Raw genomic sequence first — 19735 nt, forward strand, 5'->3', positions numbered from 1 at the left:
AACCTATATAAACTAAGGAGGAATTTAGAATGGCTAAAGCTAAATTCGAACGTTCTAAACCCCATGTTAACATCGGTACAATCGGCCACGTTGACCATGGTAAAACTACATTAACTGCTGCGATCACTACAGTTCTTGCAAAAGCTGGTGGTGCTGAAGCACGCGGATACGATCAAATCGACGCTGCTCCAGAAGAAAGAGAGCGCGGAATCACAATCTCAACTGCACACGTTGAGTACGAAACTGAAACTCGTCACTATGCACACGTTGACTGCCCAGGTCACGCTGACTATGTTAAAAACATGATCACTGGTGCTGCTCAAATGGACGGCGGTATCTTAGTAGTATCTGCTGCTGATGGCCCAATGCCTCAAACACGTGAGCACATCCTTCTTTCTCGTCAAGTAGGTGTTCCTTACATCGTTGTATTCTTAAACAAATGCGACATGGTAGATGACGAAGAATTATTAGAATTAGTAGAAATGGAAGTTCGCGACCTATTATCTGAATACGGATTCCCAGGCGACGACATTCCTGTAATCAAAGGTTCTGCTCTTAAAGCTCTTCAAGGAGAAGCTGATTGGGAAGCAAAAATCATTGAATTAATGACTGAAGTTGATGCTTACATCCCAACTCCAGAACGTGAAACTGACAAACCATTCTTAATGCCTATCGAGGATGTATTCTCTATCACAGGTCGTGGTACAGTTGCAACTGGTCGTGTAGAGCGCGGAATCGTTAAAGTTGGTGACGTAGTAGAAATCATCGGTCTTGCTGAAGAAAATGCTTCTACAACTGTAACTGGTGTAGAGATGTTCCGTAAACTTCTTGACCAAGCTCAAGCTGGAGACAACATCGGTGCTTTACTTCGTGGGGTTGCTCGTGAAGACATCCAACGTGGACAAGTTCTTGCTAAAACTGGCTCTGTAAAAGCTCACGCTAAATTCAAAGCTGAAGTTTTCGTATTATCTAAAGAAGAAGGTGGACGTCACACTCCATTCTTCGCTAACTACCGTCCTCAGTTCTACTTCCGTACAACTGACGTAACTGGTATCATCCAATTACCAGAAGGTACTGAAATGGTAATGCCTGGTGACAACATCGAAATGACTATCGAACTTATCGCTCCAATCGCTATCGAAGAGGGAACTAAATTCTCTATTCGTGAAGGTGGACGTACAGTAGGTTACGGTGTAGTTGCTACAATCGTTGCTGAGTAATCTTTAAATAGATTATTAAAAAACTCAAGGGATTCTCCCTTGAGTTTTTTTATTGTTTATTAATATAGAAGAAAGAGGTGTGTTTTCTGCCTTTGAATGAGTTTCTTCTATAGTATATAAAACAAGAAGTAACATCCATAAACTGTAAGTTGAATAAGAGCAGATGAAAACTTGAAATTCTTTAAAGTGCCATGTATAATAGCAAAAGTAGAGAAAAGCAGATGCAAACAAAAAGATGCTTGCATCTAGACGAATAACATTGTATAATAGACAATGTTGGTCTTTGACTGCGATGAAGTGGAAGGTTGCTGACACACCCGGCCGCTTTGCCATGGCATGGTGTGGGGAAATTTCCATGGAGAAGGTCTATTTTAGAAATAGGCGAACGAAGGAGGGAAAATAATGGCAAAAGAAAAAATTCGTATCCGTTTAAAAGCTTATGATCACCGTATTCTTGATCAATCAGCTGAGAAAATTGTAGAAACAGCTAAGCGTTCTGGGGCAACAGTTTCTGGTCCGATCCCATTACCAACTGAGAAGACTATTTACACAATTCTTCGTGCTGTTCATAAGTACAAAGATTCTCGTGAGCAATTCGAAATGCGCACACACAAACGTTTAATCGATATCGTGAGTCCTACTCCACAAACAGTAGATTCATTAATGCGTTTAGACTTACCGTCTGGTGTAGATATCGAAATCAAACTATAATTCATATAACTTAAAAATGTAGGAGGTGTAACTCATGACCAAAGGAATCTTAGGAAGAAAGATCGGTATGACTCAAGTATTTGCTGAGAACGGTGAGTTAATCCCAGTAACAGTTATCGCTGCTAATCCAAACGTTGTTCTTCAAAAGAAAACAACTGAAACTGATGGCTACAATGCAATCCAGTTAGGATTTGAAGATAAACGTGAAAAGTTAACTAACAAACCTGAACAAGGCCACACTGCTAAAGCATCTACAACTCCTAAGCGCTTCATTCGCGAAATCCGCGATGCAGACGTGGACGGATTAGAGGTTGGTCAAGAGGTAAAAGTTGAAGTTTTCGCTGCAGGTGAAATCGTTGACGTAACAGGAATTTCTAAAGGTAAAGGTTTCCAAGGTGTTATCAAACGCCACGGACAATCTCGCGGACCTATGTCTCATGGTTCTCGCTATCACCGTCGTCCAGGTTCAATGGGCCCAGTTGCTCCGAACCGTGTATTCAAAGGCAAAAAACTTGCTGGACGTATGGGTGGAGACCAAGTTACTATCCAAAACTTAGAAATCGTTCAAGTTGACACTGAGCGCAACTTATTACTAGTAAAAGGTAACGTTCCAGGTGCTAAGAAATCTCTTGTAGTTGTTCAAGGCGCTGTGAAGGTTAGCAAATAATTCACAATAGGAAGGAGGAATTCCAATGCCAAAAGTTACTGTATATAACCAAACTGGTTCACAGGTTGGTGAAATCGAATTAGCTGAAGCTATTTTCGGTATCGAACCAAATGAAGCTGTACTTTTCGAAGCTGTAATGATGCAACGTGCATCTTTACGTCAAGGTACACACAAAGTAAAAACTCGTTCTGAAGTTCGTGGTGGTGGTCGTAAACCATGGCGTCAAAAAGGAACTGGACGTGCTCGTCAAGGGTCTATCCGCTCTCCTCAATGGCGTGGTGGTGGTACGGTATTCGGACCTACACCAAGAAGCTATGCGTACAAACTTCCTAAGAAGGTTCGTCGTTTAGCAATCAAATCTGCATTAGCTACTAAAGTAGTTGAGAACAACATTGTAGTTCTTGAAGACCTAGTATTAAATGCACCAAAAACAAAAGACATGCTAGCAGTACTTAAAGGATTAACTGTTGAGAAGAAAGCTCTTATCGTAACTGCTGATGCAAACGAATCTGTAGAGTTATCTGCTCGCAATATCCCTGGAGTAACAGTAATCACTGCTGATGGCGTAAACGTTTTAGACGTGCTTCATCATGATAAGCTAATCATGACAAAAGCGGCAGTGGAAAAAGTAGAGGAGGTGCTTGCATAATGAGAGATCCTCGTGATATCATTAAGCGCCCAGTTATCACTGAACGTTCTATGGAAATGATGGCTGAAAAAAAATACACGTTCGATGTGGACGTTAAATCTAATAAAACAGAAGTTAAAGATGCTCTTGAAGCGATCTTTGGTGTTAAAGTAGAAAAAGTGAACATCATGAACTACAAGCCGAAAGCAAAACGCGTTGGTCGTCACGCTGGTTTTACTAGCCGTCGTCGTAAAGCAATCGTTAAGCTAACTGCTGACAGCAAAGAAATCGAAATCTTCCAAGGCGTTTAATTCTTACTAAAGAAGGAGGGAAATTGAGATGGGAATTAAAAAGTATAATCCAACTACTAACGGTCGTCGTAATATGACTACGAATGATTTCGCTGAAATCACGACTGACAGACCAGAAAAGTCATTACTTGCTCCTTTAAGCAAGAAGGCTGGTCGTAATAACCAAGGTAAAATTACTGTACGTCATCAAGGTGGCGGACATAAGCGTCAATACCGTATCATCGACTTTAAGCGTAACAAAGATGGAATTCCAGGACGCGTTGCTACGATCGAATACGATCCAAACCGCTCTGCGAATATCGCATTAATTAACTACGTTGACGGTGAAAAACGTTACATTCTTGCTCCTAAATCTTTAGAAGTAGGTATGGAAGTTATGTCTGGCCCAGAAGCTGACATCAAAATCGGTAACGCATTACCATTAATCAACATTCCAGTAGGTACTGTTGTTCATAATATCGAGCTTAAGCCTGGTCGTGGCGGACAATTAGTTCGTTCTGCTGGTACATCTGCTCAAGTACTTGGTAAAGAAGGTAAATACGTACTTGTACGTTTAACTTCTGGTGAAGTACGTCTTGTATTATCTGCTTGTCGCGCTTCAATCGGTCAAGTAGGTAACGAACAACACGAACTTATCAAAATCGGTAAAGCAGGTCGCTCTCGCTGGTTAGGTAAACGCCCAACAGTTCGTGGTTCTGTAATGAACCCGGTTGATCACCCACACGGTGGTGGTGAAGGACGTTCTCCAATCGGACGTAAGTCTCCAATGTCTCCATGGGGTAAACCAACTCTTGGATTCAAGACTCGTAAGAAAAACAAAGCGTCTGACAAATTCATCGTTCGTCGTCGTAAAAAATAATGGGATTGTAGTACGGTTCATTTCTAGAACCGTACGCCAATCACGAAGGGAGGCACCAAAATGGCTCGTAGCTTAAAAAAAGGACCATTTGTCGATGATCACTTAATGAGCAAAATGGAAAAATTAGTTGCATCTGAGCAAAAACAAGTTGTTAAAACTTGGTCTCGCCGTTCAACAATCTTCCCTCAGTTCATCGGACACACAATCGCTGTATATGATGGTCGTAAACACGTACCTGTGTACATCACTGAGGATATGGTTGGCCATAAGTTAGGTGAATTCGCACCAACTCGTACGTATAAAGGTCACCTTGCTGACGATAAGAAAACTAGAAGATAATGAGAGGAGGCACTTCAATGCAAGCTAAAGCAGTAGCGAGAACAGTTCGTATTGCTCCTCGTAAAGTTCGTTTAGTAGTAGACTTAATCCGAGGTAAGCAAGTGGGTGAAGCGATTGCTATCCTTAACCACACACCAAAAACTGCTTCTCCAGTTGTAGAGAAAGTTTTAAAATCTGCAATCGCAAATGCAGAGCACAATTATGAGATGGATATTAACAACCTAGTTGTTGAAAAAGTTTTCGTTGACGAAGGTCCAACGTTGAAACGTTTCCGTCCACGTGCAATGGGTCGTGCAAGCCAAATTAACAAACGCACAAGCCACATTACAGTTGTGGTATCAGAAAAGAAGGAGGGATAATCGATGGGTCAAAAGGTTAATCCAATTGGTCTTCGTGTCGGCGTTATCCGTGACTGGGAATCTCGTTGGTTCGCAGAGAAAGATTATGCTACATTATTACATGAAGACATCAAAATCCGTGAGTACATTACTGTACGCTTAAAAGATTCTGCTGTTGCTAAAGTAGAAATCGAACGTGCAGCAAATCGTGTAAATGTTACAATTCACACTGCAAAACCTGGTATGGTAATTGGTAAAGGTGGTACTGAAGTTGAAGCACTTCGTAAAGCACTTAACCAATTAACAGGCAAGCGTGTACACATCAACATTTTAGAAGTTAAGAGAGCTGATCTTAACGCTAAATTAGTAGGCGAAAACATCGCTCGTCAATTAGAAAACCGTGTATCATTCCGTCGTGCACAAAAGCAAGTTATTCAACGTGCTATGCGTGCAGGTGCTAAAGGTATTAAAACACAGGTTTCTGGTCGTCTTGGCGGAGCTGATATCGCTCGTGCAGAATCTTACAGTGAAGGAACTGTTCCACTTCATACACTTCGCGCTGATATTGACTATGCAGCAGTTGAAGCTGATACAACATACGGTAAATTAGGCGTAAAAGTATGGATCTACCGTGGAGAAGTCCTTCCTACAAAAAAGAAAGCTTCTGAGGAAGGAGGAAAATAATATGTTAATGCCAAAACGCGTAAAATATCGTAGAGAGCATCGTGGTAAAATGCGTGGTCGTGCAAAAGGTGGAACTGAAATTGCTTTCGGTGAATTCGGTTTACAAGCACAAGCTGCTTCATGGATTACAAACCGTCAAATCGAAGCTGCTCGTCGTGCAATGACTCGTTACATGAAACGTGGCGGTAAAGTATGGATTAAAATTTTCCCTTCTAAACCTTACACTGCAAAACCTCTAGAAGTACGTATGGGTTCCGGTAAAGGGGCACCAGAAGGCTGGGTAGCAGTAGTAAAACCTGGGAAAATTATGTTCGAAATCGCGGGTGTATCTGAAGAGGTAGCACGCGAAGCATTACGTCTTGCAGCTCACAAGTTACCTGTGAAATGTAAATTCGTAAAACGTGAAGAAAATGGTGGTGAATCTAATGAAAACTAATGATATTCGTGAATTAACCACTGCCGAAATCGAAACAAAAGTTAAAGCTTTAAAGGAAGAATTGTTCAATCTTCGCTTCCAACTTGCTACAGGACAATTAGAGAATCCAACTCGCATTCGTGAAGTGCGTAAAGCAATTGCTCGTATGAAAACTGTAGTTCGTGAAAGAGAGATCGGAATTAATCGATAAATTGAGGGGAGGTTTGCATAGTGAGCGAACGTAACCAACGCAAAGTTTATACTGGTCGTGTTGTGTCTGACAAAATGGACAAAACGATTACAGTTTTAGTTGAAACTTACAAAACTCATTCCTTGTACGGAAAACGTGTTAAGTATTCTAAGAAGTACAAAGCCCATGATGAGCAAAACCAAGCGAAACTTGGCGATATCGTTAAAATCATGGAAACTCGCCCGCTTTCTGCTACTAAGCGTTTCCGTTTAGTTGAAATCGTTGAAGAAGCGGTTATTATCTAAATAGACGAATCGGAATTTTTAGTCCGAAGGGAGGTTTCATAACATGATCCAACAAGAATCTCGTTTGAAAGTTGCTGACAACTCTGGTGCACGTGAACTTTTAACAATTAAAGTATTAGGCGGCTCTGGTCGTAAATATGCTAACATTGGTGACATTATCGTTGCTACGGTAAAACAAGCAACACCAGGTGGCGTTGTTAAAAAAGGTGACGTTGTTAAAGCAGTAGTAGTACGTACGAAGAGCGGAGCTCGTCGTCCGGACGGTTCTTATATCAAATTTGATGAAAACGCAGCGGTTATCATCAAAGACGATAAGAGCCCACGTGGTACTCGTATCTTCGGACCAGTAGCTCGTGAATTACGTGATAGCAACTTCATGAAGATCGTTTCTTTAGCTCCAGAAGTTCTATAATTTAAGGTATTGCCTTGCTAAGGAGGTGCAGAATTAAGATGCATGTAAAAAAAGGTGATAAAGTACAGGTAATCACTGGAAAAGACAAAGGAAAACAAGGCGTTATCCTTGTGGCTTTCCCAAAGCAAAACCGTGTTATCGTTGAGGGTGTTAACATCGTTAAAAAACACTCTAAGCCATCTCAATTAAATCCACAAGGTGGAATTATTACTAAAGAAGCACCTATTCACGTTTCTAACGTTATGGTTTTAGATCCGAAAACAGGTGAACCTACTCGCGTAGGCTTCAAAGTAGAAGATGGTAAAAAAGTTCGTATTGCAAAAAAATCTGGTGAATTATTAGATAAATAATTTTCTTAAGAAAGGAGGTCACTTCATTGAATCGCCTTAAAGAGAAGTTCCAAAAGGAAATTACTCCTGCTCTAGTGAGCAAGTTTAACTATAAATCTGTGATGGAAGTACCGAAAATCGAAAAGATCGTAATCAACACTGGTGTTGGTGACGCGGTATCTAACTCAAAAGCTTTAGACAATGCAGTAGAAGAATTAACACAAATCGCAGGTCAAAAGCCTGTTGTAACTCGTGCTAAAAAATCAATCGCTGGTTTCCGTCTTCGTGAAGGTATGCCAATCGGTGCGAAAGTAACTTTACGCGGCGAGCAAATGTATGAGTTCTTCGACAAATTAGTATCAGTTTCTTTACCACGTGTACGTGATTTCCGTGGTGTTTCTAAGAAATCATTCGATGGTCGTGGGAACTACACATTAGGTGTTAAAGAGCAACTTATCTTCCCTGAGATCGATTATGATAAAGTAAGCAAAGTCCGCGGTATGGACATCGTAATCGTTACTACAGCGAAAACTGATGAAGAAGCTCGTGAACTTTTAACACAATTCGGTATGCCATTCCAAAAATAATGGAAGCCAACGCTAAGTAGAGGAGGCGAAAACGTGGCTAAAAAATCTATGATAGCGAAACAAAAGCGTACTCCTAAGTTTAAAGTACAAGAGTATACACGTTGCGAACGCTGCGGTCGTCCGCATTCTGTATACCGCAAATTTAAGCTTTGCCGTATTTGTTTCCGTGAACTTGCATATAAAGGTCAAATTCCTGGTGTTAAAAAAGCTAGTTGGTAAAACCCACAAATGGGAAGGAGGTAAAACACATGGTGATGACAGATCCAATTGCAGACATGCTTACTCGCATCCGTAATGCGAACATGGTACGTCATGAGAAATTAGAGGTTCCTGCTTCTAAAATCAAAAAAGAGATCGCTGAACTTTTAAAACGTGAAGGTTTCATTCGTGATGTAGAATACATCGAGGATAACAAACAAGGTATCCTTCGTATTTTCCTGAAATATGGTGCAAACAATGAACGTGTAATCACTGGATTAAAACGTATCAGTAAACCTGGCTTACGCGTTTACGCTAAAGCTGATGAAGTACCACGTGTACTTAACGGATTAGGTATCGCTCTTGTTTCTACATCTAAGGGAGTAATGACAGACAAAGACGCTCGTCAATTACAAACTGGTGGAGAAGTAGTAGCATACGTTTGGTAATATATATTTAAAACGAACGGAGGTGTGACCACATGTCTCGTATTGGTAAAAAGATTCTTGAAATCCCTGCAGGTGTTACTATTACAATTGCAGAAGACAATACTGTAACAGTAAAAGGCCCTAAAGGTGAATTAACTCGTAAATTCAATGCTGATATGTCTATCAAAATTGAAGAAAATACACTAACAGTTGAGCGTCCATCTGAACAGAAGGAACACCGTGCATTACACGGTACAACTCGTGCTTTAATCGGAAACATGGTTGAAGGTGTAACTGCAGGTTTCGCACGCGGACTTGAATTAGTCGGTGTTGGTTACCGTGCTCAAAAACAAGGAGATAAACTTGTTTTAAGCGTAGGTTATTCTCATCCAGTAGAAATGACTCCGGAATCAGGTCTTGAAGTTGAAGTACCTGTACCAACTAAAATCGTAATCAAAGGTATCGACAAGCAACGTGTTGGCGAATTTGCTGCTAACATCCGTGCTGTACGTGCTCCTGAGCCTTACAAAGGTAAAGGTATTCGTTACGAAGGCGAAGTTGTTCGTCGTAAAGAAGGTAAAACTGCTAAGTAAACCCGTTAGGTGAGAGAAAGGAGTGACAAGAATGATCACTAAAGCTGATAAAAATGCGACTCGTAAGAAAAGACATGCACGTGTACGTGCTAAACTTACTGGTACTGCAGAACGTCCACGTTTAAACGTGTTCCGTTCTAATCAACATATTTACGCTCAAGTTATTGATGATGTGAATGGTGTAACGTTAGTAAGTGCATCTACTCTTGATAAAGACCTTGCTCTTAACGGTACTAGCAATACTGAAGCTGCTACGAAAGTAGGAGAATCAGTTGCTAAGCGTGCTGTAGAGAAAGGCGTTAAAGAAGTAGTATTTGATCGCGGTGGTTACTTATACCATGGCCGTGTTAAAGCTCTAGCTGAAGCTGCTCGTGAGGCTGGATTACAATTTTAATGGTCAAAGGAGGGAAAATTGATGCATCGCATTGACCCAAGTAAATTAGAACTTGAAGAACGTGTAGTTACGATAAATCGTGTCGCGAAAGTTGTTAAGGGTGGTCGTCGTTTCCGCTTTGCTGCACTAGTTGTAGTTGGCGATAAAAACGGTCATGTTGGATTCGGTACTGGTAAAGCACAAGAGGTACCAGACGCAATCCGCAAAGCTATCGAAGACGCTAAGAAAAACTTAATCGCTGTACCATTAGTTGGTACAACAATTCCACACACAATCAACGGTCACTTTGGAGCTGGTGAAGTATTCTTAAAACCTGCTGCAGAAGGTACTGGTGTTATTGCTGGTGGACCTGTTCGTGCGGTACTTGAATTAGCTGGTGTACAAGATATTCTTTCGAAATCTCTTGGTTCTAACACACCAATCAACATGATTCGCGCTACTGTGAACGGATTAAGCGAACTTAAGCGCGCTGAAGATGTTGCAAAATTACGCGGTAAATCTGTAGAAGAGCTACTAGGTTAAGGAGGGAAAACAAATGGCGAAAAAGTTAGAAATTACCCTCACTCGTAGTGTAATTGGTCGTCCACAAGATCAACGTGCGACGGTAGAAGCTTTAGGTCTTAAAAAGTTGAATTCAACTGTAGTTAAGGAAGAAACTCCTGCTATTCTTGGTATGATCAACAAAGTTTCTCACCTTATAACTGTAAAAGAAGCTTAAGGATAACTCATTAATATAAGGAGGTGCCTGGGAATGAAACTTCATGAATTAAAACCTGCAGAAGGTTCTCGTAAAGTACGTAACCGTGTCGGTCGTGGTATCGGTTCTGGTAACGGTAAAACTGCTGGTAAAGGTCATAAAGGACAAAACGCACGTTCTGGTGGCGGTGTTCGTCTTGGCTTCGAAGGTGGTCAAACTCCATTATTCCGTCGTTTACCAAAACGCGGCTTCACAAACATTAACCGTAAAGAGTTTACTATTGTAAACTTATCAACGTTAAATCGTTTTGAAGATGGTACAGAAGTAACACCTGAATTATTGCTGGAAACTGGCGTTATCAGCAAGTTAAACGACGGTGTTAAAATTCTTGCAAGCGGCGCAGTAGAGAAAAAATTAACTGTTAAAGCGCACAAGTTCTCTTCAAGTGCTAAAGAAGCAATTGAAGCAGCTGGCGGATCAGTTGAGGTGATCTAATGTTTCGTACAATCTCCAACTTTATGCGCGTTGCTGAGATAAGACGTAAAATATTATTCACTTTAGCGATGTTAATCGTATTCAGGATTGGCACGTTTATCCCAGTGCCATTTACAAATGGAGACGTACTGAAAGCACAAGATCAATTAAATGCCTTAGGTATCCTAAATACATTTGGCGGTGGCGCCTTGAAAAACTTCTCCATCTTCGCGATGGGAATCATGCCGTATATTACAGCATCCATCATCGTGCAATTATTGCAGATGGATGTTGTTCCTAAATTTTCGGAATGGTCGAAGCAAGGTGAAATGGGCCGTCGTAAACTAACGCAATTCACGCGTTACTTTACAATTGTTCTTGCGTTTATTCAGGGGTTTGGTATGTCAATCGGTTTTAACGGTATGGTAGGTGGGCAATTAATTTTGAATCCTGGTTGGAGCACTTATTTATACATTGCTACGGTACTGACTGCTGGTACTGCATTTTTAATGTGGTTAGGTGAACAGATTACAGCTAAAGGTGTAGGCAATGGTATTTCCATCCTTATCTTTGGCGGTATTGCCGCAGCGATCCCAAGTGTTATATCTCAAGTGTATCAACAACAGTTTCAAAATATCGGAGATCAATTGTTCATGAGTATCGTTAAAGTTGCATTGATCTTACTAGCTGTGCTAGCGGTTATTGTTGGTGTTATTTTCATTCAACAGGCTGTTAGAAAGATCCCAATTCAATATGCGAAGCGTGTAACAGGAGGGAATGGGAATCATGCTGGAGCACAAAACACACATTTACCGCTTAAGGTAAATAGTGCGGGTGTTATTCCAGTCATTTTTGCTGTTTCATTCTTAATTACGCCTCCAACTATTGCACAGTTCTTCCCGAAGCATGATGTATCGCAGTGGATCATTGCAAACTTTAACTATTCTCACCCAGTGGGAATGATCATATATGTTGCGCTCATTGTAGCCTTCACATATTTCTATGCGTTTGTTCAGGTTAATCCAGAGCAAATGTCAGAGAATCTAAACAAACAAGGTGGATATGTTCCAGGTATTCGTCCGGGTAAGAATACGGAACAATATCTAACAAAAATCTTGTATCGTTTGACCTTTGTAGGATCAATTTTCCTAGCAGCGATTGCAATCTTACCAGTTATCTTTACGAAATTGGGAAATCTTCCTCCATCTGCACAGATTGGTGGAACGAGTATGTTAATCGTTGTCGGCGTTGCTTTAGAAACAATGAAGCAGCTAGAAAGCCAACTGGTAAAACGCCATTACAAAGGGTTTATCAAGCAGTGAGTAAGTGGGAAGAATCGTCTTCCCTACATGCTCATGTACTCTGAGGGGGAACAAGGATGAACTTAATTTTAATGGGGCTTCCTGGTGCTGGTAAAGGTACACAAGCCGAACAGATTGTTGCCAAGTATAACATCCCTCACATTTCAACAGGAGATATGTTCCGTGCAGCTATGAAGGCTGAAACTGAAATGGGTTTACAAGCAAAATCTTTTATTGATAAAGGTGCACTTGTTCCAGATGAAGTTACAATCGGAATCGTTCGTGAACGTTTAAGTCAAGAAGACTGCGTAAGAGGTTTCTTACTAGATGGTTTCCCACGAACTGTTGCACAAGCATCAGCTCTTGAAGAGATTATGAAAGATCTTGGTAAAAAAATCGACTATGTTTTAAACATTAATGTGGATTCAGGGTTGTTATTAAAACGCCTTACAGGCCGTCGCATTTGTAAAGAGTGCGGTGCGACTTACCACTTAGAATTCAATCCGCCAGCAAAAGCTGATGTGTGCGATAAATGTGGTGGCGAATTATATCAACGCTCTGATGACAATGAAGAAACTGTAGCAAATCGTTTAGATGTAAATATTAAGCAAACAAAACCTTTGCTTGATTTCTACGAGGAGCTTGGCTACTTACAAAGCATTAATGGTGAGCAAGATATCAATAAAGTATTTGCTGATATCGATGTTCTCATCGGAGGCTTAGCGTAATGATCATCTGCAAAACTCCTCGCGAGATAGAAATCATGCGAGAAGCTGGCAGGATCGTTGCTTTAACTCATCAAGAGTTGAAACAGCACATTACTCCAGGAATTACAACGAAAGAGCTCGATCAAATAGCGGAAAAGACGATTCAAAAATATGGTGCTACGCCATCTTTTAAAGGATACAACGGATTTCCGGGGAGCATTTGTGCTTCTGTAAATGAAGAGCTTGTACACGGAATTCCAGGGAAGCGCAAGCTCGAAGAGGGCGATATCATCAGTATCGATATTGGTGCGAAATACAATGGGTACCATGGCGATTCTGCATGGACGTATCCAGTTGGAAACATTTCTGAATCTGTTCAAAAGCTACTTGATGTCACAGAAAAATCGTTGTATCTTGGTCTAGAACAAGTAAAACCAGGCGAAAGATTATCAAATATCTCACATGCGGTTCAAACCCATGCTGAAGAGAATGGGTTCTCGATCGTTAGGGAGTATGTTGGTCACGGAATCGGGCAAGACTTACATGAGGACCCTCAAATCCCGCACTATGGTCCACCAAATAGAGGCCCTAGATTAAAGCCGGGAATGGTCATCTGTGTTGAGCCGATGGTGAATCAAGGAAGACGATATGTAAAAACACTATCTGATGACTGGACAGTGGTAACGGTAGATGGTAAATGGTGTGCCCACTTTGAGCACACGATTGCTCTTACAGAAGCAGGATACGAAATCCTTACCACTTTATAAGTAGCTGGCTCTCCGGGATTTCAGAGCAGTGTAAAATGTTACTGATTTGAAGAAGGGAGAACTATTGAATGGCTAAAGATGATGTAATTGAAGTCGAAGGTACCGTTCTTGAAACGTTGCCAAATGCTATGTTCAAAGTAGAATTAGAGAATGGGCATGTCGTATTGGCTCACGTTTCTGGTAAAATCCGTATGAACTTCATTCGTATTTTACCAGGAGACAAAGTTACGGTAGAATTATCTCCGTACGATTTAAATCGTGGTCGTATTACGTACCGTTTTAAATAATATAGCACTCCGTAATCTTTAAGGAGGTTCGAGACATGAAAGTAAGACCGTCAGTTAAACCAATCTGCGAAAAATGTAAAGTTATTCGTAGACGTGGAAAAGTAATGGTTATTTGTGAAAACCCTAAACATAAACAAAAACAAGGTTAATCAGAAGGAGGTGCATTCAGAATGGCACGTATCGCAGGTGTAGATATTCCTCGAGACAAACGCGTTGTTATTTCTTTAACTTACGTATTCGGCATTGGTCGCACAACTGCTGAAAAAATTCTTACTGAAGCTGGTATTTCTTCAGAAACACGAGTTCGTGATTTAACGGAAGACGAACTAGGACGTATCCGTGATATCATCGATCGTATTAAAGTTGAGGGAGACCTTCGTCGTGAAGTATCTCTTAACATTAAACGTCTAATGGAGATCGGTTCTTACCGTGGTCTTCGTCACCGTCGTGGTTTACCAGTTCGTGGTCAAAACTCTAAAAACAATGCTCGTACACGTAAAGGTCCACGTCGTACAGTAGCAAATAAAAAGAAATAATAAGTAAAGGAGGTTGAACTAACAATGGCACGTAAAACAAACACTCGTAAAAAACGTGTGAAAAAGAATATTGAAGCTGGTATAGCTCATATTCGTTCTACTTTCAACAACACAATCGTAACACTTACAGATACTCATGGTAACGCACTTTCTTGGTCTAGTGCTGGTGCACTTGGTTTCCGTGGATCTCGTAAGTCTACTCCATTCGCTGCGCAAATGGCTGCTGAAGCTGCTGCTAAAGTTGCAATGGAACACGGTTTAAAAACTTTAGAGGTTACTGTTAAAGGTCCTGGTGCTGGTCGTGAAGCTGCAATTCGTGCTCTTCAAGCTGCAGGTCTAGAAGTAACAGCAATTAGAGATGTTACTCCAGTTCCTCATAATGGATGTCGTCCACCAAAACGTCGTCGTGTGTAATTTTTCTGTATAGAATTTTCCCTTTTGTCTATAATGGATATGATGCATTATCGAGAAATTTCGTACAGAAACATCGCTTGTTGTGCACAATCGGGAACTGCCTAAGGGGGACTTTCGGTTAGACAGGGGGTATCCCTTTGTTTAACCGGGGTTTCGACGTTTTGAAGGAGGGTTTAGTTAATGATTGAAATCGAAAAGCCGAAAATCGAAACGGTTGAACTTAACGAAGATGCTAAATATGGTAAATTCGTAATTGAACCGCTTGAGCGTGGATATGGTACTACTTTGGGTAACTCCTTACGTCGTATTCTTTTATCCTCACTCCCTGGTGCCGCTGTTACTGCTATCCAAATCGATGGCGTATTACATGAATTTTCAACAGTTGAGGGCGTAGTAGAAGACGTTACGACGATCATCTTAAACTTGAAAAAGTTAGCTCTTAAAATCTACTCTGAAGAAGAGAAGACGTTGGAAATTGATGTGCAGGGCGAAGGTATTGTCACAGCTGCTGATATTACTCACGATAGTGATGTAGAAATCTTAAATCCAGATTTACACATTGCAACGTTAGCAAAAAATGCGCATTTCCGCATGCGTTTAACTGCAAAGCGTGGCCGTGGGTATACGCCAGCTGATGCAAATAAAAGCGAAGATCAACCAATAGGAGTAATTCCTATTGATTCTATTTATACTCCAGTATCACGTGTGACTTACCAAGTGGAAAAGACACGTGTCGGACAAGTGGCTAATTATGATAAGCTTACGCTTGATGTATGGACGGATGGAAGCATCGGGCCAAAAGAAGCTATCTCTTTAGGTGCCAAAATCTTAACTGAGCATTTAAATATCTTTGTTGGTTTAACTGATGAAGCACAAAATGCTGAGATTATGGTCGAGAAGGAAGAAGATCAAAAAGAGAAAGTTCTTGAGATGACTATCGAAGAACTAGATCTTTCTGTTCGTTCTTATAATTGCCTAAAACGTGCAGGAATTAATACTGTACAAGAGCTTGCGAACAAAACAGAAGAAGATATGATGAAAGTTCGTAACTTAGGACGTAAATCCTTAGAAGAAGTTAAACATAAACTTGAGGAATTAGGTTTAGGTTTACGTAAAGACGACTGAGGATTTAAACCCATCAACAAAGGAGGGAACTACGAATGGCATACAGAAAATTAGGCCGTACAAGTGCGCAACGTAAAGCTATGTTACGTGATTTAGCTACTGATTTAATTATCAACGAGCGCATCCAAACGACAGAAACTCGTGCAAAAGAACTTCGTTCTGTAGTGGAAAAAATGATCACTTTAGGTAAACGCGGAGATCTTCATGCTCGCCGTCAAGCTGCAGCTTTCATTCGCAATGAAGTAGCTAACGCTGAGACTGGTCAAGATGCACTTCAAAAATTATTCGCTGATGTAGCTCCACGCTATGCTGAGCGCCAAGGCGGATACACTCGTATTGCAAAAATTGGTCCACGTCGCGGAGACGCAGCACCAATGGTAATTATCGAGTTAGTATAATGATAATTAAAAGGGCAGGACAGTTCTTTTCAAGAAACTGGTCATGGCCCTTTTTTTTAAATATAAAAATAGGCTAACTTGGCGAAGGAAAGGGTGCCTTGTATTGAAAAAAGAGAAACTTCGGACAGAAAATATATCATTTCAATATCCTGGGGCAGCCACTTATGCATTAAAAGATGTCTCATTTTCTTTGTATGAGGGAGAATGGGTATCTGTTATTGGACAAAACGGTTCAGGGAAGTCTACACTTGCAAAATTATTGAATGGTTTGTTTTTGCCGGAAGCAGGGACTATTACAGTAAATGATACAATGGTTTTATCAGAGGAAACGGTATGGGATGTTCGAAAACAAATTGGGATGGTATTTCAAAATCCAGACAATCAATTTGTTGGAACGACAGTGCAAGACGACGTTGTTTTTGGCTTAGAGAATATCGGAATGCCAAGAGAGCAAATGGTAGAAAGATTAGATCAGGCCCTCAAACTTGTCCGTATGGAAGATTTTCTTAATGATGAACCTCATTCGTTATCTGGTGGGCAAAAACAACGAGTGGCAATAGCAGGCGTTTTAGCACTTCAGCCATCTATTTTGATATTAGATGAAGCAACGTCAATGCTAGATCCTCAAGGGAGACGTGAAGTAGTAGAAACGGTTAGACAACTTGTTAATCAAAAAGGTATTACCGTGTTATCAATTACGCACGATTTAGAAGAAGCGGCACAATCAGACCGTATCATTATTTTAAATAAGGGAGAAATATTAGAGGAAGGGACTCCAAAACAAATCTTCAAGTCCTCTCATATGCTCCAAGAAATTGGATTAGATGTACCATTTTCAGTGAAAATAGCAGAATTATTAAAAAGAAATGAAATTCTCTTGCAAAATACGCATCTTACAATGGAAAGCTTGGTGAACGAACTTTGGAGATTACATTCCAAAAAGTAGAACATCGTTATCAATATAAAACTCCATTTGAAAGACGCGCACTTTATGATGTAGACGTGTCGTTTCCAAGTGGGGGCTATTATGCCATTATCGGTCATACTGGTTCAGGTAAGTCGACGATGATTCAACATTTAAATGGTTTATTGCAGCCGACGAATGGCACAGTTCAAATTGGTGAACACTTCATTTCGGCAGGAAAGAAAGAAAAAAAGCTAAAGCCACTACGTAAAAAGGTAGGGGTTGTCTTTCAATTCCCAGAACATCAGTTGTTTGAAGAGACTGTGGAGAAAGATATTTGTTTCGGCCCTACTAATTTTGGGGTATCTGTAGAAGAAGCGAAACAAAAGGCAAGAGAGGCAATTGAACTTGTAGGGTTAGAGCCAGCACTGTTAACACGTTCACCGTTCGAGTTAAGTGGTGGGCAAATGAGGCGTGTTGCGATAGCGGGCGTATTGGCAATGGAACCCGAAGTGCTTGTATTAGATGAACCTACAGCAGGGCTAGATCCAAAAGGGCAGAATGAACTTATGGAGATGTTTTATAAGCTACATAAGGAAAAAGGTCTTACAGTTATCCTAGTAACACATAATATGGAGGATGCTGCTAAGTATGCGGAGCAGGTTGTAGTCATGCATAAAGGAACGGTCTTTTTGCAAGGAAGTGCAGAGGAAGTATTTTCACATGCTGATGAACTAGAGAAAATTGGCGTGGATCTTCCTATGTCTTTAAAGTATAAACGTGCAATTGAAGAGAAGTTTGGCATTTCAATCCCAAAGGCTACCTTATCTTTAGAGGATCTTACTCATGAAGTTGTGCAGGTGTTACGAAAAGGTGGTCATGAATCATGCAGCAGTTGATTATTGGAAGGTATATTCCAGGGAATTCTCTTATTCATCAACTTGATCCACGTACGAAGCTGCTGATTGTCTTTTTATATGTATTTGTTGTTTTCTTAGCAAATAATGCGATTTCATATGGATTTTTATTTTTATATGCACTCATTGCTTTATTTTTTGCAAAAGTGCCGATTCGTTATGTACTTTCGGGCTTAAAACCAATTCTATGGATTTTTCTTTTTACATTTTTCCTGCATATTTTTACAAATAAAGAAGGGGAAGTACTATTCCAGCTTGGTTGGTTTTCAATACATGAAAAAGGATTAGAGCAAGGGATATACATTTCTATACGATTCTTCGTCATTATTTTAATGACGACATTATTAACGTTAACGACGACACCTATTGAGATTACAGATGGTTTGGAGACGTTATTAAAGCCGTTGAAGCGTATAAAAGTTCCTGTTCATGAAATCGCATTAATGATGTCAATTTCTCTTCGTTTTATTCCGACATTAATGGATGAAACGAGTAAAATAATGAAGGCACAATCGTCACGTGGTATTGATTTCGCAGGAGGACCGATAAAAGATAGGATGAAAGCTATTATCTCACTACTGGTTCCTCTATTTATCAGTGCTTTTAAGCGTGCTGAGGACTTAGCAATTGCTATGGAGGCTCGTGGATATCAAAGTGGCGAAGGACGTACTAAATTTAGGCAACTACGCTGGAAAACAAGCGATACAGTAACGATTATAAGCTTATTTTGTTTAGCTTGTATTTTGGCATGGGTGCGATCGTAATGGAGAATAGAGAAATGGATAGAATAAAATGTACGGTTGCATATGATGGCATGCATTTTTGTGGTTATCAAATTCAGCCGCAGCATCGTACTGTTCAACAAGAGATTGAAAAAGCTTTGCAGAAATTGCATAAAGGAGAACTTGTTCGTGTTCAGGCATCGGGTAGAACGGATTCTACCGTTCACGCCAAAGGACAAGTCATACACTTTGATACACCTTTGTCTCTTGAAGAGTGGCAATGGGGTAATGCATTAAACACAATGTTGCCAGATGATATTGTTATCAGACAGGTAGAGAAAAAAACAGAAGAGTTTCATGCACGTTACGGTGTTGAGAGAAAAGAATATCGTTATCGTGTGTTATTATCAAAGACTGCGGATGTATTCCGTAGAAATTACGTATATCAATATCCATATCCGCTCGAAATTAACTCTATACGAAAAGCGATTCCTTATTTTATTGGAACGCATGACTTCACTTCTTTTTGTTCGGCAAAAACTGACAAAAAAGATAAAGTGAGAACAATTTATGAAATTGAGCTAATCGAGCAAGACGATGAATTAATTTTTCGTTTTGTAGGTAATGGATTTTTATATAATATGGTCAGAATTATTGTTGGTACGTTACTGAGCGTAGGGCAAGGAAAGCTTGATCCAGATAGCATTCCAGAGATTCTAGCGAAACAAAATCGTCAGTTTGCTGGAAAGATGGCTCCTGGTCATGGGCTTTACTTATGGCAGGTAAACTATAACAACTAATCCTGGTGTAACATTTGCTTGACATTAGAAACTCAAAAGTATATCATAACATATGGTATTGTTTCTAAAACCACGATT

General features: G+C 40.3%; 35 protein-coding genes. All 35 read left to right on the top strand.

The annotated features are described in order from the left end of the window. Positions 1-29 precede the first annotated feature (29 nt). The 35 genes from tuf to truA all read left to right on the top strand — a co-directional run bounded on the left by tuf (position 30) and on the right by truA (position 19657). Positions 30-1220: an elongation factor Tu gene (gene tuf / locus KZZ19_RS00660; RefSeq protein WP_001029616.1), complete on the top strand. Its 1191-nt coding sequence runs from the start codon at positions 30-32 to the stop codon at positions 1218-1220. 402 nt (positions 1221-1622) lie between these two features. Beyond that, a complete protein-coding gene (rpsJ, locus tag KZZ19_RS00665) occupies positions 1623-1931 on the top strand; it encodes a 30S ribosomal protein S10 (protein WP_001040595.1) in 309 nt (102 codons plus the stop codon). A 34-nt stretch (positions 1932-1965) separates the two neighbouring features. Continuing rightward, the gene (gene rplC / locus KZZ19_RS00670) at positions 1966-2598 is read left to right on the top strand and encodes a 50S ribosomal protein L3 (RefSeq protein ID WP_000160209.1); all 633 of its coding nucleotides are present in this window, start codon (positions 1966-1968) and stop codon (positions 2596-2598) included. A gap of 25 nt (positions 2599-2623) precedes the next feature. Continuing rightward, positions 2624-3247 (top strand): 50S ribosomal protein L4, encoded by a 624-nt coding sequence (gene rplD, locus KZZ19_RS00675; RefSeq protein ID WP_001127258.1) that lies wholly within the window; start codon positions 2624-2626, stop codon positions 3245-3247. Continuing rightward, complete coding sequence (gene rplW, locus KZZ19_RS00680) at positions 3247-3537, top strand: 50S ribosomal protein L23 (RefSeq protein WP_001205558.1); 291 nt, start codon at positions 3247-3249, stop codon at positions 3535-3537. Before rplD ends, rplW begins: the two co-directional genes overlap by 1 nt. A 28-nt stretch (positions 3538-3565) precedes the next feature. Then, the gene (rplB, locus tag KZZ19_RS00685; protein WP_000511583.1) at positions 3566-4396 is read left to right on the top strand and encodes a 50S ribosomal protein L2; all 831 of its coding nucleotides are present in this window, start codon (positions 3566-3568) and stop codon (positions 4394-4396) included. 60 nt (positions 4397-4456) lie between these two features. Then, on the top strand, positions 4457-4735 hold the full coding sequence (gene rpsS / locus KZZ19_RS00690) for a 30S ribosomal protein S19 (protein WP_000124454.1): 279 nt from the start codon (positions 4457-4459) through the stop codon (positions 4733-4735). A gap of 17 nt (positions 4736-4752) precedes the next feature. Then, positions 4753-5094, top strand: coding sequence for a 50S ribosomal protein L22 (gene rplV, locus KZZ19_RS00695; protein WP_001148024.1), 342 nt, complete (start codon positions 4753-4755; stop codon positions 5092-5094). Between the two features lie 3 nt (positions 5095-5097). Further along, on the top strand, positions 5098-5757 hold the full coding sequence (gene rpsC, locus KZZ19_RS00700) for a 30S ribosomal protein S3 (protein WP_000529958.1): 660 nt from the start codon (positions 5098-5100) through the stop codon (positions 5755-5757). A gap of 1 nt (position 5758) precedes the next feature. Then, complete coding sequence (gene rplP / locus KZZ19_RS00705; RefSeq protein ID WP_000928969.1) at positions 5759-6193, top strand: 50S ribosomal protein L16; 435 nt, start codon at positions 5759-5761, stop codon at positions 6191-6193. Next, positions 6183-6383, top strand: coding sequence for a 50S ribosomal protein L29 (gene rpmC, locus KZZ19_RS00710; RefSeq protein ID WP_000855718.1), 201 nt, complete (start codon positions 6183-6185; stop codon positions 6381-6383). Before rplP ends, rpmC begins: the two co-directional genes overlap by 11 nt. A 20-nt stretch (positions 6384-6403) precedes the next feature. Then, positions 6404-6667, top strand: coding sequence for a 30S ribosomal protein S17 (gene rpsQ, locus KZZ19_RS00715; RefSeq protein ID WP_000004106.1), 264 nt, complete (start codon positions 6404-6406; stop codon positions 6665-6667). A 43-nt stretch (positions 6668-6710) separates the two neighbouring features. Continuing rightward, entirely contained in the window at positions 6711-7079 is a 369-nt protein-coding gene (gene rplN, locus KZZ19_RS00720; RefSeq protein ID WP_000615912.1) for a 50S ribosomal protein L14, read from the top strand. Between the two features lie 38 nt (positions 7080-7117). Next, on the top strand, positions 7118-7429 hold the full coding sequence (rplX, locus tag KZZ19_RS00725; RefSeq protein WP_000558201.1) for a 50S ribosomal protein L24: 312 nt from the start codon (positions 7118-7120) through the stop codon (positions 7427-7429). A 26-nt stretch (positions 7430-7455) separates the two neighbouring features. After that, the gene (gene rplE, locus KZZ19_RS00730; protein WP_001080829.1) at positions 7456-7995 is read left to right on the top strand and encodes a 50S ribosomal protein L5; all 540 of its coding nucleotides are present in this window, start codon (positions 7456-7458) and stop codon (positions 7993-7995) included. Between the two features lie 33 nt (positions 7996-8028). After that, positions 8029-8214: a 30S ribosomal protein S14 gene (gene rpsN, locus KZZ19_RS00735; RefSeq protein ID WP_001085700.1), complete on the top strand. Its 186-nt coding sequence runs from the start codon at positions 8029-8031 to the stop codon at positions 8212-8214. A 29-nt stretch (positions 8215-8243) separates the two neighbouring features. Beyond that, the gene (gene rpsH, locus KZZ19_RS00740) at positions 8244-8642 is read left to right on the top strand and encodes a 30S ribosomal protein S8 (protein WP_000245511.1); all 399 of its coding nucleotides are present in this window, start codon (positions 8244-8246) and stop codon (positions 8640-8642) included. A 32-nt stretch (positions 8643-8674) separates the two neighbouring features. Beyond that, entirely contained in the window at positions 8675-9214 is a 540-nt protein-coding gene (gene rplF / locus KZZ19_RS00745) for a 50S ribosomal protein L6 (RefSeq protein WP_088094809.1), read from the top strand. Positions 9215-9245: 31 nt separating this feature from the next. Next, on the top strand, positions 9246-9608 hold the full coding sequence (gene rplR / locus KZZ19_RS00750) for a 50S ribosomal protein L18 (RefSeq protein WP_000628818.1): 363 nt from the start codon (positions 9246-9248) through the stop codon (positions 9606-9608). A 21-nt stretch (positions 9609-9629) separates the two neighbouring features. Continuing rightward, positions 9630-10130: a 30S ribosomal protein S5 gene (rpsE, locus tag KZZ19_RS00755; protein ID WP_000554646.1), complete on the top strand. Its 501-nt coding sequence runs from the start codon at positions 9630-9632 to the stop codon at positions 10128-10130. 13 nt (positions 10131-10143) lie between these two features. Continuing rightward, entirely contained in the window at positions 10144-10326 is a 183-nt protein-coding gene (rpmD, locus tag KZZ19_RS00760; RefSeq protein ID WP_001085231.1) for a 50S ribosomal protein L30, read from the top strand. A gap of 33 nt (positions 10327-10359) precedes the next feature. After that, positions 10360-10800: a 50S ribosomal protein L15 gene (gene rplO, locus KZZ19_RS00765; RefSeq protein WP_000766083.1), complete on the top strand. Its 441-nt coding sequence runs from the start codon at positions 10360-10362 to the stop codon at positions 10798-10800. Further along, the gene (gene secY, locus KZZ19_RS00770) at positions 10800-12101 is read left to right on the top strand and encodes a preprotein translocase subunit SecY (protein ID WP_000490118.1); all 1302 of its coding nucleotides are present in this window, start codon (positions 10800-10802) and stop codon (positions 12099-12101) included. The genes rplO and secY overlap by 1 nt, the downstream gene beginning before the upstream one ends. A gap of 56 nt (positions 12102-12157) precedes the next feature. Then, on the top strand, positions 12158-12808 hold the full coding sequence (locus tag KZZ19_RS00775) for an adenylate kinase (protein WP_001048996.1): 651 nt from the start codon (positions 12158-12160) through the stop codon (positions 12806-12808). Continuing rightward, a complete protein-coding gene (map, locus tag KZZ19_RS00780) occupies positions 12808-13554 on the top strand; it encodes a type I methionyl aminopeptidase (RefSeq protein ID WP_000582534.1) in 747 nt (248 codons plus the stop codon). The genes KZZ19_RS00775 and map overlap by 1 nt, the downstream gene beginning before the upstream one ends. A 68-nt stretch (positions 13555-13622) precedes the next feature. Continuing rightward, a complete protein-coding gene (gene infA, locus KZZ19_RS00785) occupies positions 13623-13841 on the top strand; it encodes a translation initiation factor IF-1 (RefSeq protein WP_001029884.1) in 219 nt (72 codons plus the stop codon). 35 nt (positions 13842-13876) lie between these two features. Then, the gene (gene rpmJ, locus KZZ19_RS00790) at positions 13877-13990 is read left to right on the top strand and encodes a 50S ribosomal protein L36 (RefSeq protein WP_000868344.1); all 114 of its coding nucleotides are present in this window, start codon (positions 13877-13879) and stop codon (positions 13988-13990) included. Positions 13991-14011: 21 nt separating this feature from the next. Continuing rightward, positions 14012-14377: a 30S ribosomal protein S13 gene (rpsM, locus tag KZZ19_RS00795; protein WP_000090790.1), complete on the top strand. Its 366-nt coding sequence runs from the start codon at positions 14012-14014 to the stop codon at positions 14375-14377. Between the two features lie 24 nt (positions 14378-14401). Then, positions 14402-14791, top strand: a complete 390-nt coding sequence (rpsK, locus tag KZZ19_RS00800) for a 30S ribosomal protein S11 (protein ID WP_000101797.1) — start codon at positions 14402-14404, stop codon at positions 14789-14791. Positions 14792-14971: 180 nt separating this feature from the next. Next, complete coding sequence (locus KZZ19_RS00805) at positions 14972-15916, top strand: DNA-directed RNA polymerase subunit alpha (RefSeq protein ID WP_000569644.1); 945 nt, start codon at positions 14972-14974, stop codon at positions 15914-15916. 35 nt (positions 15917-15951) lie between these two features. Continuing rightward, a complete protein-coding gene (rplQ, locus tag KZZ19_RS00810) occupies positions 15952-16314 on the top strand; it encodes a 50S ribosomal protein L17 (RefSeq protein WP_000331490.1) in 363 nt (120 codons plus the stop codon). 103 nt (positions 16315-16417) lie between these two features. Next, positions 16418-17260, top strand: coding sequence for an energy-coupling factor ABC transporter ATP-binding protein (locus tag KZZ19_RS00815; RefSeq protein WP_237982306.1), 843 nt, complete (start codon positions 16418-16420; stop codon positions 17258-17260). Next, positions 17236-18117: an energy-coupling factor ABC transporter ATP-binding protein gene (locus KZZ19_RS00820; protein ID WP_237982305.1), complete on the top strand. Its 882-nt coding sequence runs from the start codon at positions 17236-17238 to the stop codon at positions 18115-18117. The genes KZZ19_RS00815 and KZZ19_RS00820 overlap by 25 nt, the downstream gene beginning before the upstream one ends. Next, positions 18105-18899, top strand: a complete 795-nt coding sequence (locus KZZ19_RS00825; protein ID WP_237982304.1) for an energy-coupling factor transporter transmembrane component T family protein — start codon at positions 18105-18107, stop codon at positions 18897-18899. Before KZZ19_RS00820 ends, KZZ19_RS00825 begins: the two co-directional genes overlap by 13 nt. Positions 18900-18913: 14 nt before the next feature. Next, a complete protein-coding gene (truA, locus tag KZZ19_RS00830) occupies positions 18914-19657 on the top strand; it encodes a tRNA pseudouridine(38-40) synthase TruA (RefSeq protein WP_087955362.1) in 744 nt (247 codons plus the stop codon). Positions 19658-19735: the final 78 nt, after the last annotated feature.

This window comes from Bacillus thuringiensis (assembly GCF_022095615.2).
Classification (GTDB): domain Bacteria; phylum Bacillota; class Bacilli; order Bacillales; family Bacillaceae_G; genus Bacillus_A; species Bacillus_A cereus_AG.

Coding starts and splice junctions, on each gene's coding strand:
- tuf (WP_001029616.1), top strand. CDS start 30: ATGGCTAAAGCTAAATTCGAACGTTCTAAACCCCATGTTAACATCGGT.
- rpsJ (WP_001040595.1), top strand. CDS start 1,623: ATGGCAAAAGAAAAAATTCGTATCCGTTTAAAAGCTTATGATCACCGT.
- rplC (WP_000160209.1), top strand. CDS start 1,966: ATGACCAAAGGAATCTTAGGAAGAAAGATCGGTATGACTCAAGTATTT.
- rplD (WP_001127258.1), top strand. CDS start 2,624: ATGCCAAAAGTTACTGTATATAACCAAACTGGTTCACAGGTTGGTGAA.
- rplW (WP_001205558.1), top strand. CDS start 3,247: ATGAGAGATCCTCGTGATATCATTAAGCGCCCAGTTATCACTGAACGT.
- rplB (WP_000511583.1), top strand. CDS start 3,566: ATGGGAATTAAAAAGTATAATCCAACTACTAACGGTCGTCGTAATATG.
- rpsS (WP_000124454.1), top strand. CDS start 4,457: ATGGCTCGTAGCTTAAAAAAAGGACCATTTGTCGATGATCACTTAATG.
- rplV (WP_001148024.1), top strand. CDS start 4,753: ATGCAAGCTAAAGCAGTAGCGAGAACAGTTCGTATTGCTCCTCGTAAA.
- rpsC (WP_000529958.1), top strand. CDS start 5,098: ATGGGTCAAAAGGTTAATCCAATTGGTCTTCGTGTCGGCGTTATCCGT.
- rplP (WP_000928969.1), top strand. CDS start 5,759: ATGTTAATGCCAAAACGCGTAAAATATCGTAGAGAGCATCGTGGTAAA.
- rpmC (WP_000855718.1), top strand. CDS start 6,183: ATGAAAACTAATGATATTCGTGAATTAACCACTGCCGAAATCGAAACA.
- rplN (WP_000615912.1), top strand. CDS start 6,711: ATGATCCAACAAGAATCTCGTTTGAAAGTTGCTGACAACTCTGGTGCA.
- rplX (WP_000558201.1), top strand. CDS start 7,118: ATGCATGTAAAAAAAGGTGATAAAGTACAGGTAATCACTGGAAAAGAC.
- rpsH (WP_000245511.1), top strand. CDS start 8,244: ATGGTGATGACAGATCCAATTGCAGACATGCTTACTCGCATCCGTAAT.
- rplF (WP_088094809.1), top strand. CDS start 8,675: ATGTCTCGTATTGGTAAAAAGATTCTTGAAATCCCTGCAGGTGTTACT.
- rplR (WP_000628818.1), top strand. CDS start 9,246: ATGATCACTAAAGCTGATAAAAATGCGACTCGTAAGAAAAGACATGCA.
- rpsE (WP_000554646.1), top strand. CDS start 9,630: ATGCATCGCATTGACCCAAGTAAATTAGAACTTGAAGAACGTGTAGTT.
- rpmD (WP_001085231.1), top strand. CDS start 10,144: ATGGCGAAAAAGTTAGAAATTACCCTCACTCGTAGTGTAATTGGTCGT.
- rplO (WP_000766083.1), top strand. CDS start 10,360: ATGAAACTTCATGAATTAAAACCTGCAGAAGGTTCTCGTAAAGTACGT.
- secY (WP_000490118.1), top strand. CDS start 10,800: ATGTTTCGTACAATCTCCAACTTTATGCGCGTTGCTGAGATAAGACGT.
- KZZ19_RS00775 (WP_001048996.1), top strand. CDS start 12,158: ATGAACTTAATTTTAATGGGGCTTCCTGGTGCTGGTAAAGGTACACAA.
- map (WP_000582534.1), top strand. CDS start 12,808: ATGATCATCTGCAAAACTCCTCGCGAGATAGAAATCATGCGAGAAGCT.
- infA (WP_001029884.1), top strand. CDS start 13,623: ATGGCTAAAGATGATGTAATTGAAGTCGAAGGTACCGTTCTTGAAACG.
- rpmJ (WP_000868344.1), top strand. CDS start 13,877: ATGAAAGTAAGACCGTCAGTTAAACCAATCTGCGAAAAATGTAAAGTT.
- rpsM (WP_000090790.1), top strand. CDS start 14,012: ATGGCACGTATCGCAGGTGTAGATATTCCTCGAGACAAACGCGTTGTT.
- rpsK (WP_000101797.1), top strand. CDS start 14,402: ATGGCACGTAAAACAAACACTCGTAAAAAACGTGTGAAAAAGAATATT.
- KZZ19_RS00805 (WP_000569644.1), top strand. CDS start 14,972: ATGATTGAAATCGAAAAGCCGAAAATCGAAACGGTTGAACTTAACGAA.
- rplQ (WP_000331490.1), top strand. CDS start 15,952: ATGGCATACAGAAAATTAGGCCGTACAAGTGCGCAACGTAAAGCTATG.
- KZZ19_RS00825 (WP_237982304.1), top strand. CDS start 18,105: ATGCAGCAGTTGATTATTGGAAGGTATATTCCAGGGAATTCTCTTATT.
- truA (WP_087955362.1), top strand. CDS start 18,914: ATGGATAGAATAAAATGTACGGTTGCATATGATGGCATGCATTTTTGT.